This window comes from Phenylobacterium sp. T106 (assembly GCF_057219735.1).
In genome coordinates this window covers 12,982-27,906 of record NZ_JBXVWA010000005.1, presented here as the reverse complement: position 1 = coordinate 27,906, position 14,925 = coordinate 12,982, and the positions used below count along the sequence as shown (strand labels likewise).

At 71.1% G+C, this 14,925-nt stretch carries 11 protein-coding genes; 7 read left to right on the top strand and 4 right to left on the bottom strand.

Going from position 1 to position 14,925, the window contains the following annotated elements; all coding sequences use genetic code 11:
• Positions 1–7 precede the first annotated feature (7 nt).
• On the bottom strand, positions 8–649 hold the full coding sequence (locus AC2D8W_RS12860; protein ID WP_484671869.1) for a DUF47 domain-containing protein: 642 nt from the start codon (positions 647–649) through the stop codon (positions 8–10).
• Positions 650–796: 147 nt separating this feature from the next.
• On the opposite strand from AC2D8W_RS12860, the gene pstS reads away from it, so the two are divergent.
• Genes pstS through phoU form a run of 5 tightly spaced genes read left to right on the top strand, consistent with a single transcriptional unit; the run spans position 797 to position 5,185 of the window.
• Positions 797–1,864, top strand: coding sequence for a phosphate ABC transporter substrate-binding protein PstS (gene pstS, locus AC2D8W_RS12855; protein WP_484671868.1), 1,068 nt, complete (start codon positions 797–799; stop codon positions 1,862–1,864).
• Positions 1,861–2,829 carry a phosphate ABC transporter permease subunit PstC gene (gene pstC / locus AC2D8W_RS12850; protein ID WP_293482669.1) on the top strand — a complete coding sequence of 323 codons (969 nt, stop codon included), beginning with the start codon at positions 1,861–1,863 and terminating at the stop codon, positions 2,827–2,829. Before pstS ends, pstC begins: the two co-directional genes overlap by 4 nt.
• Positions 2,826–3,701: a phosphate ABC transporter permease PstA gene (gene pstA / locus AC2D8W_RS12845; protein ID WP_293482667.1), complete on the top strand. Its 876-nt coding sequence runs from the start codon at positions 2,826–2,828 to the stop codon at positions 3,699–3,701. Before pstC ends, pstA begins: the two co-directional genes overlap by 4 nt.
• Positions 3,698–4,507, top strand: coding sequence for a phosphate ABC transporter ATP-binding protein PstB (pstB, locus tag AC2D8W_RS12840; protein WP_293482665.1), 810 nt, complete (start codon positions 3,698–3,700; stop codon positions 4,505–4,507). Before pstA ends, pstB begins: the two co-directional genes overlap by 4 nt.
• A gap of 9 nt (positions 4,508–4,516) precedes the next feature.
• On the top strand, positions 4,517–5,185 hold the full coding sequence (phoU, locus tag AC2D8W_RS12835; RefSeq protein WP_484671867.1) for a phosphate signaling complex protein PhoU: 669 nt from the start codon (positions 4,517–4,519) through the stop codon (positions 5,183–5,185).
• A 150-nt stretch (positions 5,186–5,335) separates the two neighbouring features.
• On the opposite strand, the gene AC2D8W_RS12830 is transcribed toward phoU, so the two are convergent.
• The 3 genes from AC2D8W_RS12830 to AC2D8W_RS12820 are packed head-to-tail and all read right to left on the bottom strand — an operon-like array spanning position 5,336 to position 8,701.
• Positions 5,336–6,310: a transglutaminase family protein gene (locus tag AC2D8W_RS12830; RefSeq protein WP_484672083.1), complete on the bottom strand. Its 975-nt coding sequence runs from the start codon at positions 6,308–6,310 to the stop codon at positions 5,336–5,338.
• Positions 6,311–6,342: 32 nt separating this feature from the next.
• Complete coding sequence (locus tag AC2D8W_RS12825; RefSeq protein ID WP_293482633.1) at positions 6,343–7,290, bottom strand: alpha-E domain-containing protein; 948 nt, start codon at positions 7,288–7,290, stop codon at positions 6,343–6,345.
• Positions 7,291–7,294: 4 nt separating this feature from the next.
• Positions 7,295–8,701, bottom strand: a complete 1,407-nt coding sequence (locus AC2D8W_RS12820) for a circularly permuted type 2 ATP-grasp protein (RefSeq protein WP_367118749.1) — start codon at positions 8,699–8,701, stop codon at positions 7,295–7,297.
• Between the two features lie 267 nt (positions 8,702–8,968).
• Between AC2D8W_RS12820 and AC2D8W_RS12815 the strand changes: the two genes are divergently transcribed.
• Positions 8,969–10,747 (top strand): autotransporter assembly complex protein TamA, encoded by a 1,779-nt coding sequence (locus AC2D8W_RS12815; protein WP_484671866.1) that lies wholly within the window; start codon positions 8,969–8,971, stop codon positions 10,745–10,747.
• The gene (locus tag AC2D8W_RS12810; protein ID WP_484671865.1) at positions 10,744–14,919 is read left to right on the top strand and encodes a translocation/assembly module TamB domain-containing protein; all 4,176 of its coding nucleotides are present in this window, start codon (positions 10,744–10,746) and stop codon (positions 14,917–14,919) included. Before AC2D8W_RS12815 ends, AC2D8W_RS12810 begins: the two co-directional genes overlap by 4 nt.
• The last annotated feature ends 6 nt before the right edge of the window (positions 14,920–14,925 follow it).

The following is a 14,925-nucleotide window of genomic DNA, read 5'->3' as shown; positions in this document are numbered from 1 at the left end:
GCGAGGCTCAGAGATGTTCGATCAGCACGCCGCTGATCCGGTTGGCCACGTCCTCGAACCGGTCCACCACCTTCTCGAGGTGGTCGTATATCTCCGCGCCGACGATGTAGGCCATCGGGTCGGTCCGGCCGATCGTCTTGTAGAGCGCGGCGACACCCGCGTCGTAGAGGTGGTCGCTCTCCTCCTCGAGCCGCCGGACCTGTTCGGTGATCTCGTTCAGCCGCCCGGCGTTCGCCCGCATGGTGCGCAGCAGCGGCACCGCCTCGGCGGTCAGGAGCGCCGTCTTCTCGATCAGCTCGCCCAGCTGCAGCATGTGCGGCTGGAACGACGTCTGCTCGAACAGGCTGGTGGCCTTGGCCGTCTTGTGCATCTGGTCGATGGCGTCGTCCATCGAGGAGATCAGGTCGATGATGTCGGCCCGGTCGAACGGCGTGATGAAGGTCCGCCGGACCATCAGCATCACCTCGCGCGCGACGTCGTCGGCGGCGTCCTCGTGCGCGGCCACGGCCGCGCAATGGGTCGGGGTCTCCGGGCCCCCCTCGAGCAGCTTGCGAAGCGAGCTCGCGCCGGCCGTCAGCTTGGCGGCGTGGCTCTCGAACAGGTCGAAGAACCGGCCCTCCTTGGGCATGAGCGCCTGGAACCAGTTCACGGAGCACCTCTATCGCTGTGCGGGACGAACGGCGGCTCCATAACCTGATCCGTCGGGGCCGTCATTGAACTGTCGCAAAAGCTTCGCCGAAGTGTCATGTGCGCCGCGTAGAGCGGTCCCCACAACACCCTCGGTGGGAGAATCCACGTGATCCGCAAGATCGTTCTGGGCCTGGCCGCCTGCCTGGCCCTGGCCGCGTGTGGGCAGTCCGACAAGGCCGGCGCGCCGGCCGCCGGCGCGCAGATCGCCGGCGCGGGCGCCACCTTCCCGGCGCCGCTCTATGCGAAGTGGGCCGAGCAGCAGCGCGCGGAGACCGGCCTGACGCTGAACTACCAGGCCATCGGTTCCGGCGGCGGCATCAAGCAGATCAAGGCCAAGACCGTGGCCTTCGGGGCGAGCGACAAGCCGCTGAAGCCCGAGGAACTGGCCGAGGCGGGCCTGGTGCAGTTCCCCACGGTGATCGGCGGCGTCGTGCCGATCGTGAATCTGCCGGGCGTGCAGAACGGGCAGCTGAAGCTCACCGGCCCGCTGCTGGCGGACATCTACCTCGGCAAGGTCGCCAGATGGACGGATCCGGCGATCGCCGCCGTGAACCCGGGCCTGAAGCTGCCGAACCTGCCGATCACCGTCGTGCACCGGTCCGACGGCTCGGGCACCAGCTTCCTCTTCACCAGCTACCTCACGGCGGCCGCGCCTCAGTGGGCGGCGGTCGGAGCCAACGACGCCATCGCCTGGCCGACGGGGCAGGGCGGCAAGGGCAATGACGGGGTCGCCGGATACGTGAAGCAGACCCCGGGCGCGATCGGCTACGTCGAATACGCCTTCGCCAAGCAGAACGGCATGCCCACGGCCAGCCTGCGGAACGCCGCCGGCCAGTTCGTGGCGCCGACCGCGGAGAGCTTCGCGGCGGCCGCTGCCGGCGCGGACTGGAGCAAGGCCCCGGGCTTCTACCTCCTGCTGATCAACCAGCCGGGGCAGGGCACTTGGCCGATCACGGGCGCCACCTTCGTCCTGATGCACAAGGCGCAGGCGGACGCGGCGACGGGCAAGTCGGTCCTCAGCTTCGTCGACTGGGCCTACAGCAAGGGTGACGCATCGGCGAACGAACTGGCCTACGTGCCCCTTCCGGCCGAGCTGAAGCAGCGCGTGCGGCAGAGCTGGGCCGAGATCCTCGGCCCCGACGGCAAGCCGGTCTTCACGCCCGCCGCCCAATGACTCTCGCCGCGGAGACCTCCGCCGCGGCCACGCCGCGGCGGCGATCGGCCAAGGGCGCCGGCTTCGATCGCGCCTTCGAGATCCTCTGCTTCACCGCGGCGACCTTCCTGCTGACCGCGCTCGGCGGCCTGGTGGTGTCGCTGGCGATCGGCGGCTGGCCGGCGTTCGAGGCCTTCGGCCTGCGGTTCTTCACGACCGCCACCTGGGATCCGGTGCGCGACGTCTACGGCGCCGCCGGTGCGGTGACCGGCACCCTCGTGACGTCGGCCATCGCACTGCTGATCGCGCTGCCGCTCGCCCTGGGGATCGCCATCTTCCTGGTGGAGCTCTGCCCCCCGGTCCTGCGGCGGCCGATCGGCACGGCGGTCGAGCTGCTCGCCGGGATCCCTTCGATCGTCTACGGCATGTGGGGCCTCTTCGTGTTCGCCCCCTGGTTCGCCAAGCACGTCCAGATGCCGATCATGATGTCGGCCGAGCCGGGCAGCTTCTGGGAGAAGCTCACCACGGGCGTGCCCAACGGCGCGGGCATCCTGACCGCGTCGATCATCCTGGCGATCATGATCCTCCCGTTCATCGCCGCCACCTTGCGCGAGCTCATGCTCACGATCCCGGCGCAGGTGCGTGAAAGCGCCTACGGCCTGGGCTCGACGACGTTCGAGGTGATCCGGAAGGTGAGCCTGCCCTACATCCGCACCGGCGCCATCGGCGCGGTGATGCTGGGCCTGGGCCGCGCGCTCGGCGAGACCATGGCCGTGACCTTCATCATCGGGAACGCGCACGGCTTCCCGACGTCGATCTTCGCATCGGGCTCGACGATCGCCTCGACCATCGCGAACGAGTTCGCCGAAGCGCCTCCAGGCCTGCATTCGGCCTCGCTGATCGCGCTGGGCTTCGTCCTCTTCGTCATCACCTTCGCGGTCCTGGCCCTGGCCCGGATCCTCATCGGCCGGCAGGCGAACCTGTGAGCACGACCGCTACGCCCCGTCTGTCGCGCCGCCTGGCCCAGGGTGCGTTCCTGGTGTTCTGCTGGGTTGCGACGGTCGTCGCGCTCGTCGCGCTGGCGGCGATCCTGTGGTCCCTGCTGAGCCAGGGCCTGAGCGGCTTCATCGATCCCGACAGCGGCGGCCTGGACCTCGACCTGTTCACCAAGTCCACGCCGGCGCCGGGTTCGGAGGGCGGACTGCTGAACGCCATCCTGGGCTCGCTCATGATGTGCGCCGTCGCCATGGTCGGCGCCGTCGTCATCGGCTTCCTCGCGGGAACGTGGCTGTCCGAGTACGCCCGCGACAGCCTCTACGGGAAGGTGATCCGCTTCCTGAACGACGTGCTGCTGTCGGCGCCGTCGATCCTGGTCGGCCTCTTCATCTACGAGATCCTGGTCTTCCCGTTCAAAGGCTTCTCCGGCCTCGCCGGCGCGGCCGCCCTCGGGCTGATCGCAGCCCCTGTCATCACGCGCACGACCGAGGACGTCCTTCGCCTGCAGCCCAAGGCGCTGCGGGAAGCGAGCGTGGCGCTCGGCGCGCCCGTATGGCGCACGATCTTCGCGGTGATCTGGAAGTCGGCGCGCGCCGGGATGCTGACGGGCGCGCTGCTGGCCTTCGCCCGGATCTCGGGCGAAACCGCGCCGCTGCTCTTCACCGCGCTCAACAACCAGTTCCTCAGCCTGGACCTGACCAAGCCCACGGCCAACCTGCCGGTCGTGATCTTCAACTTCGCGCTCTCGGCCTATGACGACTGGCGCCGCCTGGCCTGGGCCGGGGCGCTGCTCATTGCTGCGACGGTGCTGTCGGTGACCGTGATCGCGCGTATCCTCGCCCGGGAAAAGACCCGCTCATGAACACGCAGATCGAAGCCCCGCCCGAGACCGCGGTCCTGCAGCTTCCGCCCGAGACGGTGAAGCTGACGGTGCAGAACCTCGACTTCTACTACGGCTCGAAGCAGGCCCTGTTCGACGTCACGGTCTCGTTCGCCGAGAAGGCCGTCACCGCGCTCATCGGACCCTCGGGCTGCGGAAAGTCCACCCTGCTGCGCGTGCTGAACCGCATGTACAGCCTCTATCCAGGCCAGAAGGCTGCGGGCCAGGTGCTCCTGGACGGCGAGGATGTCCTGTCGTCGCGGGTCGACGTGGCGACCCTCCGCGCCCGGGTGGGCATGGTGTTCCAGAAGCCGACACCGTTCCCGATGTCGATCTACGAGAACGTGGCCTACGGCGTGCGCCTCTACGAGAGGCTCTCCCGCGCGGACATGGACGCGCGCGTCGAGGACAGCCTTCGCCGTGCGGCCCTCTGGGAGGAGGTGAAGGACAAGCTGAAAGAGAGCGGCCTGTCGCTCTCTGGCGGCCAGCAGCAGCGGCTGTGCGTGGCCCGCGGCATCGCCGTCCGTCCCGAGGTGCTGCTTCTCGACGAGCCCGCCTCGGCGCTCGACCCGATCTCCACGGCCAAGCTCGAGGAGACCATCGCCGAGCTGAAGCGCGACTACACGATCGTGATCGTCACCCACAACATGGGCCAGGCCGCCCGCCTCTCGGACCACACCGGCTTCATGTACCTGGGCAAGCTGGTGGAGTTCGGCGAGACGGAGCAGGTCTTCACCAACCCGGTCACGGCCCGCTGCCGCGACTACATCACCGGCCGGTTCGGCTAGGAGGCCCCGATGGAGCACACCCTCAGAGCCGTCGACTCCGACCTGGGCGCCATGACCCACGGCATCGCCGCCATGGGCGACCTGGCGGTCAGCCAGGTGCGGGCCGCGCTCGACGTCTTCGTGCGCCGGGATCTCGACCTCGCGGGCAAGGTCGTCCGGGGCGACGACGCGCTGGACATCCAGGACGCGGAGATCGAGAAGCGCGCGATCCGCTTCATCGCGTTGCGCCAGCCCATGGCCGACGACCTGCGCCGGCCCATCGCGGCGATGAAGATCGCCATGCAGCTCGAACGCGTCGGGGACCTCGGGAAGAACATCGCCAAGCGCGTGCTCCGGATGGAAGCCTCGCCGCCGCCGGGTCTCGTGGCCTCCATCGTCGGGCTGGGCGAGCTCTCGGCGGAGCGGCTGGCCGCCGTGGTGGACGCCTTCCGGGCCGGGGACGCCCAGGGCGCCTATTCCGTCTGGCTCAAGGACACCGACATCGACGAGCGGCACGAGCAGGTGCTTGCCGACCTGATCCAGGGCATGAGCGCCGGAGGCCAGAGCGCGGGCGACTGGGCGCACCTCCTGTTCATCGCCAAGAACCTCGAGCGCATCGGCGACCACGCCACCAACATCGCCGAGTTGGTGCATTACCAGATCACGGGCCGCGAACTGGAAGACCGTCCCAAGCTCTGAGCGCCTCTCGCGCAGGCCGGCGGCGGTCGCTATCTTCGCACTGCTGCGGCGGGCTACGACGGCCCACCGGCGCGCCCATTCCGGGCCCCGTTCAGGACGGCGGGTCAGAGCGTCGTCGCAAGAGCGCTCTCCCGCCGCAGCGCCCCTCGGCTACTGCTGCTGTTGCTGCTGCATCTGGTGCAGGCGTTGCTGGTGCTCGCGCGCGGCGCCGCTGGTCGCCTGGCGGTGGGCGGTTCCGCCGCGCATCGGGCGGGTCACCCGCAGGAATTCGGGTTCGGCGAGGGCTGCGCGCGCCTTGCTGACGCGGACGCCGACCGCCAGCGCGCTCTCGGACTGGCCCTTGTAGACCCCGCGCGAGGGCGGCACGTCCGAATAGTCCCGCCCGATCGCGCAGGCGATGTGCCGTTCCGTGACCTCGGAGTTGTTGGTGGGATCGAAGCCGACCCAGCGCAGGCTGGGCAGGAACGCCTCGACCCAGGCATGGGTCGCATCGGGGTCCGAGCGGTCGCCGTGCTTGCGGTCCGTGAAGAGGTACCCGGACACGTAGCGCGCCGGGACGCCCCAGGAGCGCAGGATGGCGAGCATCACGTGCACGAAGTCCTGGCAGACCCCTTTGCGCGCCTTCAGCACGTCGTCGATGGGGCTGTCGGCTCGCGTGACGCCGGCCTCGTAGCCGAAGCTCTCATAGATGGTGCTGTTGAGCGCCCGAAGCGCCGTCAGCGGATCCTTCCGGCGAAGCGCCGCGATGTCGTGGTCGTTCTCGTAGACCCGCAGGGCCTCGGTCTCCCGGGCGAAGCCGTGCGGGTTCAGGAAGTCGAAGTTCTCGCCGCGCAGGAACTCGGAGCGCAGACGATCCCACTCGCCCATGTCCAGGCTGTCGGGCAGGGGCGCCGGCGGCTGCGTCTCCACGGCGGAGCGAGCGGTGATCGTCAGCAGGTCGTGCGGTTGCGGGACGTCGAAATGGTAGACGGCGTTGCCGAAGCTGTCGGCGTAGCTGAACACCTGGGTCGGCGGATCGATCTCCAGATCGAACCGGACCAGACGCTGGCGCGCCGACTGCTGGGGCTGCATCCAGACCTCCATGACGCTCTCGCGGACGGGCGAGGCGTAGCGGTACTGGGTGATGTGGCGGGTCTCTAGGAGCAGGGGACTTCTCCTTACGCCGGAAGCCGGTCTTCGAGCGGGTAGGCGACGAAGGCGTCGTAGAGGCTGCGGTGGATGGCCGAGCACTCGTCCAGGACGGTCTTCAGGAAGGCGCTGGCGCCCTCGTTCTCCAGGTCGCTCATGTCCGCGTACTGCAGCCGTGCGCGCAGGCGGCCCGCCAGGCGGTCGGGGCCGACGCGGCCGGCGAGCCCGGCGTGGCGGATGATGGCCGACAGGTGCTGTTCGATCTGGTCCGTGCAGAAGCGGATCGACCGCGGGAAATCCTCGTCGAGGGTGAGGAACTGCAGGATGAAGCGGGGCTGGATCTCGGCGGTGTAGACCCGCAGGTAGGGCTCCAGGGCGCAGCCCATGCGCAGGACGTTGGTGAGCGCGAAATGGTCCGAGATCGGGCGGCGCCGGCGATCCTCGCCGAACACCACCTCGAGCAGGGCGCCGATCAGCTGGGCGCGCTCCAGGTAGACGCCCAGCAGCAGGAAGCTCCAGCCCTCGCCGTGGCTCATGGTGGCGTCGCCGGCGCCCTTGAACAGGTGCAGGTCCGCGATGGTGTCGTGCAGGAACTGCTGCGAGCCCTCGGCGAACGAGTGGGCGGCCTCGGCGTCGTTCATGCGCAGGTAGATGAGGTTGAGCCGCTCCCACGTTTCGGTGGTGATCTGGTCCCGCACCTGGCGGGCGTTCTCCCGGGCTCGCGCGACGGACGAGTAGATCGATCCGGTGTCCTCGCGGTCCAGCGCCAGGGCCAGCGCCGCGTCATAGGGGTTCTTCGCCTTCGCCGCGTCGGGGTCGCCCACGGCGGCGAGGGCGATGCGCGCCACCTGGGTCGCCGCCTCGGAGCGGTCGAGCGTCGCGTTGAGCATCACGTCCGAAAGCCGGCACATGTGCTCGGCGCGCTCCACGTACCGGCCGATCCAGTAGAGGCTGTCCGCCACCCGCGCGAGCATCATGGGCTTAGCGCTCCCCGCGGGGCTCGGACAGGACCCAGGTGTCCTTCGAGCCGCCGCCCTGGCTGGAGTTGACCACAAGCGAGCCCTTCTTGAGCGCCACGCGGGTGAGAGCCCCCGGGGTGACCACGATCTTCTCCCCGGACAGGATGAACGGGCGCAGGTCGACGTGCCGCGGCTCCACGGCGTGATCGACCAGGCAGGGGGCGGTGGAGAGCTGGATCGTGGGCTGGGCGATGTAGTTGTTCGGATCCGCCCGCAGCGCCTCGGCGAAGGCGTCCTGCTGCGCCTTGGTGGAGTGCGGCCCGACCAGCATGCCGTATCCGCCCGACGCGCCCACCGCCTTGACGACGAACTTGTCGAGGTTCGCGAGCACGTGGCTGAGCTGCGACGGTTCGCGGCAGAGGAAGGTCTCGATGTTCGGCAGGATCGCGTCCTCGCCGAGGTAGTATTTGATGATCTCCGGGACGTAGGCGTAGACCGCCTTGTCGTCGGCCACGCCGGTGCCGGGCGCGTTGCAGATCACCACGTTCCCCGCGCGGTAGGCGTTGAACAGCCCCGCCGCGCCGAGGCTGGAATCGCGCCGGAAGGTCAGGGGGTCGATGAAGTCGTCGTCCACGCGGCGGTAGATCACGTCGATCCGGCGCAGCCCGGTGGTGGTGCGCATGTAGACCATGTTGTCATGCACCACGAGGTCGCGGCCCTCGACTAGCGGCGCCCCCATCAGCCGGGCCAAGTAGGCGTGCTCGTAGTAGGCCGAGTTGTAGACGCCGGGCGTCAGCACCACGACCTGGGGGTCCGGCCGCCAGTCGGACGCCATGCTCTTGAGGGTCGCCAGCAGCAGGTCGGGATAGCGGTCGATCGAGCGGACGCCGGCGCCGCGGAACGTGCCGGGAAACACCCGCTTCGACGCCTCGCGGTTCGCGAGCATGTACGAGACGCCGGACGGAACCCGCAGGTTGTCCTCCAGCACCGCGAACTCGCCCGACGGCTGGCGGATGAGGTCCGAACCGCAGACGTTCGCGTACGCCTTGTGGGGGACGTACAGGTTCTGCATCTCGCGCCGGTAGCTGGGCGCCTGCAGGACGAGTTCTCGCGGCACGACCCCGTCCATCAGGATCTGCTGCTCGGAATAGATGTCGGCGAGGAACATGTTCAGGGCCTGCAGGCGCTGGGTCAGGCCCTTCTCGATCTTCGCCCATTCAGCGGCCGGGATGATCCGGGGCAGGATGTCGGTGGGGATGATCCGTTCCGTGGAGCTCTCGGCGCCGTAGACGGTGAAGGTGATGCCCTGGAGCAGGAAGAACCGCTCCTGGGTCTTCTGGCGCTCGGCGAGTTCGTCGGGCGAGAGCGTCGACAGGCGCGCCGACAGCGCCGCGTAGTGCGGCCGCACCTCGCCGCGCGGGGTCAGCATCTCGTCATAGGGGCTCGCCGGTAGCTCTGTGGCCGCTTCCGCCTCGTCGCGCCTGACGCTCACGATCGATTCCACCCCGCCGCCGACCTTCCGTTCCTGATCTGTAGGACGCTTACGGCCCGCTCGGAAGCCGCGAGGGGAAAATCGTCAGGACGCGCCGCCCCGGCGTGCGACTGCCCAGGATTTGGGCGCCCGTTCGAGGAGGCGGGTGACAGGCCGGAACCGCGCCGCTACACCCGCGGGCGGGGCGAGACACGAGGACTGGTTTTGGGTCGACTGCTCACCGCCGTCGCCGCCACGGCGGTGATCTGCGCACCCTCCGCGCCTGCCCATGCCGAGCCTCGCGCGCAGGTCGAAGGCGACCTTGAGCCCAACCTCCGCGCGGCCGTCCGGCAGGCGATCGGGGATGCCGACCGCCCCATCGAGAACCGCTTCGAGGCGCGCCGCCGCGCGCGGACGGCGGCCGAGGACGCCATCGCCGTGCTGCGGTCGGAAGGCTACTACGCCTACAGCGTCGAGCCCGACGTGACCGAAGCCGAGCCGCCGCACCCGGTGGTGAGGATCGACCCCGGCCCGCGCTTCGCCATCGGGTCCGCGGACATCGCCTGGCAGGGGACTCCGCCCGAGGCCGAGGTCCAGGCGGAGGCGCGCGCGGTGATCGGCTTCGAGCATCCCGGCATCCCGGCGCGAGCGATCGACGTCATCGCCGCCGAGGGCCGGATCCTGGCCGCGGTGCAGCAGCGCGGGTACGCCGACGCCCAGGCCGAGCCGCGCGAGGTGATCGTCGACCATGCCGACCACACCATGCGGCCCACCTACCGGATCGCCTCCGGGCCGCTGGTTCGCCTCGACGGGCTCGACATCGCCCAGGGCGGACGCACAAACCCCGACTGGCTGCGGCGGCTTGCGCCCTGGAACGCCGGCGAACCCTACGATCCCGACGATGTCGCCGAACTGGAGCGGCGGTTGCTGGACGCCGGCGTCTACGACTCGGTGACCGTCGCGCTGGCGCCCCCGGACAAGACGTCGGCGGCAGGCCTGCGGCCGGTGGTCGTGAGCCTGGCCGAGCGGAAGCCGCGGACGATCGAGGCGGGCGCCAGCTACGCCACCTCGGACGGGATCGGCGTGAACGCGCGCTGGACGCACTACAACCGCCTCCGCCGGGCGGACACGCTGTCGCTGTTCGGCCAGGTCTCCGATCGGGATTCCAGGGTCGAGGCGGATCTCGCCCTCCCGCACTGGCGCAGGCCGCAGCAGACGCTGCGGATGGGCGCGTCGGTCTATCGCCTCGAGACCGACGCCTACAACGAGGACGGCCTGGGTCTCCGCGCCGATGTCACGCGGCGCTACGGCCGGACGTCGTACGTCACGGCGGGGGTCTCCCTCGACGCCACGAAGTCGGACGAGAAGACCGCCGGGACCCTCAGCAACGTGGGTCGCCGGCTGGTCACGGCGGCGCTGCTCGGCGACGTCCTGCTGGACCGGTCCAACGACCCCCTGGATCCGACCTCCGGCTGGCGGCTGTCGGCGCGCCTCGAGCCGACGCTCATCGTGGGCGACACCAACCTGCCTTACCTGCGCGCGGTGGCCCAGGGATCCTACTACCTGCCGCTCGACAAGGAGGCGGACACCGTCGTGGCCGCGCGCCTGCGCCTCGGCCGCATCGTCAACGGAACGGTGGACCAGATCCCGGCCTCTCAGCGCTTCTATGCCGGCGGCGGCGGGTCCGTGCGCGGCTTCCCGTACCAGGCGGTCGGACCGCGGCTCGCCGACAACACGCCCCGCGGGGGCGTCTTCCTCTTCGAGTCCTCCCTGGAAGTGCGCCGCGACCTGACCGAGCGCTGGGGCGTGGCGCTCTTCGTCGACGCCGGCGCGGTCGGCTCGTCCAACGTCGTCGACCTCGGCGACGCCGCCGTCGGCGCCGGCATCGGCGTCCGCTACAACCTCGGCTTCGCGCCGATCCGGGTGGACCTGGCCACGCCGGTGGCCCGCCGTCGCGGCGAGGCGCCGTTCCAGATCTACCTCTCGATCGGACAGAGCTTTTGAGCGGCGCGGACGACACGCCTGCGACGGCCCCCGCGACCCGGCGGCGCCTTCCCCTTCGCAGGACGGTGCTGCTGGCGGCGCTCGCGCTGCTGGCGGTCCTGGCGGCGGTCGTGGCGTCGACACGGTACGGGGTCCTGCTGCCCCAGGTCCGCCACCTCATCGAGGCGAGGACCGATGGCCTCAAGATCGGACGTCTGGGCCGGCTGAAGGTCGAAGGGCTCTCCGGCGACATATGGCGTGATGTCCGGGCCCGGCGCGTCACGATCCGGGATGAGAAGGGCGTGTGGCTCGATGCCAGGGACGTCCACGTCACGTGGCGCTATCTCGAACTTTTCCGGCGGCGCTTCGATGCGGACCTGATCGAGGCGGCCTCGGTCCGGGTGATCCGCAGGCCGACGCTCACGCCCAAGGGCAAGGACCGCGGTCTCCCCGTCTCCTTCGACATCGACAAGGCCACGACGCGGCTCATCCTGGAGCCGGGCTTCAGCTACGAGCGCGGCGTCTACGACGTTGTACTCGGCCTCGACATCGAAAGGCTCGGCGGACGGCGGGCGACGCTTGCGGCCGAAAGCGTCCTGCACCCCGGGGACCATCTCGATCTGGACCTGGCGCTCGGCGGGACGGGGCCGCTCCGGGTCGTGGCGCAGGCGAGGGAGGCGAGGGGCGGCGCCATCGCGGGCGCGCTGGGACTCCCTCCCGACGTCCCGTTCCGCCTCGACGTCCGCGCAGGGGGCACGTTGTCGAAGGGCGAGTTCACGGCGACGGCCACGTCGGGCGCGCGAGCCCCGCTCGTGGCGCGCGGCGCGTGGACGCCGGCCGGAGGGCAGGCCGGCGGACGGCTGCAGCTCGGCGCTTCGGAGCTGACCCGCGGCCTTGCGCAGCGGCTGGGCGAGGAGGTTCGCTTTGGCCTGGCCGGACGTCGGACGGCGCCCGGGGTCTTCGCCCTCGATCTCAAGCTGAGGTCCGAGGGCCTGCAGGTGCACGCCTGGGGGCCGGGCGACCTGGGCAAGCGGCGTCTCAGCCGCGTCCGGCTGGAGGCCGATGCGCCGTCGCTCTCGCGCCTCGTCCCAGGACCAGAGGCCGGACCCGCGCGTATCGCCGGCGTTCTCGACATGAGCGGCGCTGACTGGGCGTTCGAGGGCTCAGCCGCGGCCGACGACGTCGCCTTGGGGGGCTACGGCCTTGCGCGGGTGTCGGGGCCGGTGGCGTTGAGCCGTCGCCGCGGGGCCTACGACCTGGAGGCTGGGCTGACCGGCGCCGGCGGCCGCGGACAGGGCTTCGTCGCCACCTTCCTGGGCGCGACGCCGTCGGTCCGCCTGGAGGCGGCGCGGCTCGCCAACGGCCAGCAGATGCTGCGTCGGTTCGACCTATCGGGACGCGGCCTGAAGGTGCGCGCCAGCGGCGGACGAAGCCTCCTGGGCGCGCTCACCCTGGATGGCGAGGCGGACGTGTCGAACCTGAGCGAGGCGCGGCTGGGTGCGTCCGGCGGGGCGAAGCTCTCGTGGCGGGCGGCCCAGGCGCGCGCCGAGGCGCCCTGGACCTTCAGGCTGGACGCGAGAGGCCAGGGGTTCGCCGTTGGCCTGGCCGAACTCGATCGCCTGGTCGGGCGAACGCCGCGGGTGCAGCTGGAAGCAGGCTGGCAGGCCGGCCGTCTCGACGTGGCCAGGGCGTCCTTGAGCGGCGCCGCGCTCGAGGCGAACGTCGCGGGCGTCATGGGCGGGGATCGCAGCCTGGCCTTCAAGGCGGACTGGACGGCGACGGGCCCCCTCCGGGCGGGTCCGGTCGAGATCACGGGACGGGTCCGCGGGACCGGCGACGTGACGGGAACGGTGGCGCAGCCGCGTCTCGAACTGGCCGCCAGCGTGCCGCAGCTGGACGTTCCGCGGCTGCCGATGACGGACGCCCGGCTGCTGCTCACGTTCGAGCGGCGGCCGGACGGATCGAGCGGCGCGGTGGCCCTCAACGCCTCCACGGCCTATGGACCGGCCAGCGCCCGCTCGGACTTCCGCTTCCCGCGCGGCGGCGTCGACCTGACGGGCCTGCAGGTGGACGCGGGCGGCGTCAAGGCGGCCGGCTCGCTCAGCCTTCGGCAGTCCAGCCCCTCGGCCGCGGACCTCACGCTGACGATCACCCGAGGCGCGCTGATCGAAGCCGGCCGGATCGCCGGAACGGCCCGCATCATCGGGGCGGCGGGCGCCGCGCGCGCAGACCTCGACCTGCAGGGCGAGAACCTCCGGTGGCGGGGCTCGGACATCACGGTGCGCAGCGCCCGCATCGCGGCCGATGGGCCCCTGGCCCGGCTGCCCTTTGGACTCGACGCCCGAGGCGCTTCCGGACAGGGGGCGTGGAGCGTCGCCGGCCGCGGCGTGCTGGGAGAGGCGTCGTCCGGCTATACGCTGGCGTTCGACGGCCAGGGCGCGATCGGCGCTCGGACCCTTCGCACCGTCGAGACGGCCGCGTTCCGCTTCGGCGGGCCTGAACGGACCGCACGGGTGCGGCTGGCGGGTCCCGATGGAGGCCGCCTGGATCTCGACGGCGTGTGGCGGGGGGAGCGGGCCAACGTCACCGCCCGCGTCGCCGCGATGGGCCTGGACGTCTTCAACGCCGACTTCGACGGTCGCGTGGACGCGACCCTCGGCCTGCAGGGCCAGGGGGCGCGGCTCGATGGCGCGCTCGAAGCGAGGCTCACGGACGCGCGCGGCAAGGGCACGCCGGCCGTCCAGGGCATGGACGGCACGCTCCAGGCCCGCCTGACGGGCGACACCATCACCATGGACGTGGCCACGGCGAACGCGCAGGGGCTGCGCGCCAGCGCCAACCTCGTTCTGCCGGCCGAGGCCGCCGCGGCGCCGTTCCGCGTGGCCATCGCGCGGCAGCGGCCCATGCGCGGCCGCTTCTCTGCCGAGGGCGAAGTGCGACCCCTGTTCGACATCCTCGTGGGCGGGGACCGGGCCCTGGCCGGTTTGGTTCGGACGGAGGGCGCGCTGGCCGGCACGCTGGCCAACCCCCGCGCGACCGGGCAGGTCAGCGTGGAGCGCGGGCGCTTCGACGACGGAGGCACCGGCCTCACGCTGCGTGACGTGGTGGTGCGCGCCGACTTCACCGAGGACTCGGTCAATGTGACGGAGGCGCGGGGCGTCGACGGGCGTGGCGGCCAGGTGAGCGGGCAGGGGCGGGTGAGCCTGGCGCGGGAGGGCGTCTCGAGCTTCCGGCTCGATCTGCGTGGCTTCCGCCTGATCGACAACGAGATCGGGACCGCACGGGCCTCGGGGCAGGCCACGATCAACCGCGGCGCGGACGGCCAAGTGAAGCTGGCCGGCGACCTCGTGATCGACGAGGCCGAAATCGCCGCCGAACCGCCTACGCCTTCCGGCGTGGTGGCCATGGACGTGAAGGAGATCAACAGGCCGGCCGACCTCGCCGCATCGCTGCCCCCGCGTGTTCGCCGGGGCGACGGCTGGGCCTTGGACGTCAAGCTGCGGGCCCCGCGCCGGGTGTTCCTGCGCGGCCGTGGCCTCGACGTCGAACTCTCCCTGGACGCCCACGTGGGCGGAACGACCGCCAGGGCCGACCTGACCGGCGTGGCGCGCGTGGTCCGCGGGGACTACGACTTCGCCGGCAAGCGCTTCGAGTTCGACGACCGCAGCCTCGTCTACCTGTCGTCGCGCCCACAGGACATCCGCCTCCAGCTCGACGCGACGCGGGAGGTCCCGTCGCTGACCGTCACGGTTCGCATCCGCGGGACGGCGGCCCGTCCGGAGATCACCCTGGTGTCCTCGCCGAGCCTGCCTGACGACGAGGTGCTGGCGAAGGTGCTGTTCGAGCGCTCGGCCAGCCAGCTCTCGGGCGTCGAGGCGGCGCAACTGGCCTCGGCGCTGTCCGCGCTCTCGGGGGGCGGGGGCTTCGACGTCATCGGAAACCTGCGCACCTTCGCGGGGCTGGACCGGCTCGCGTTCGGCGGCGACGAGCAGACCGGCGTGACCGTTTCCGGCGGCAAGTACCTGACGGACGACGTCTATCTGGAGCTCACCGGGGGCGGGCGCAGCGGCCCGTCGGCCCAGGTGGAGTGGCGCATCAGCCGGAGCCTCTCGATCCTCTCGCGCCTGGCCCAGCAGACCACGCGCGCCGGGTCCGGCAACCGGATCGCGATCCGGTGGCGCAAGGACTACTGACGTCAG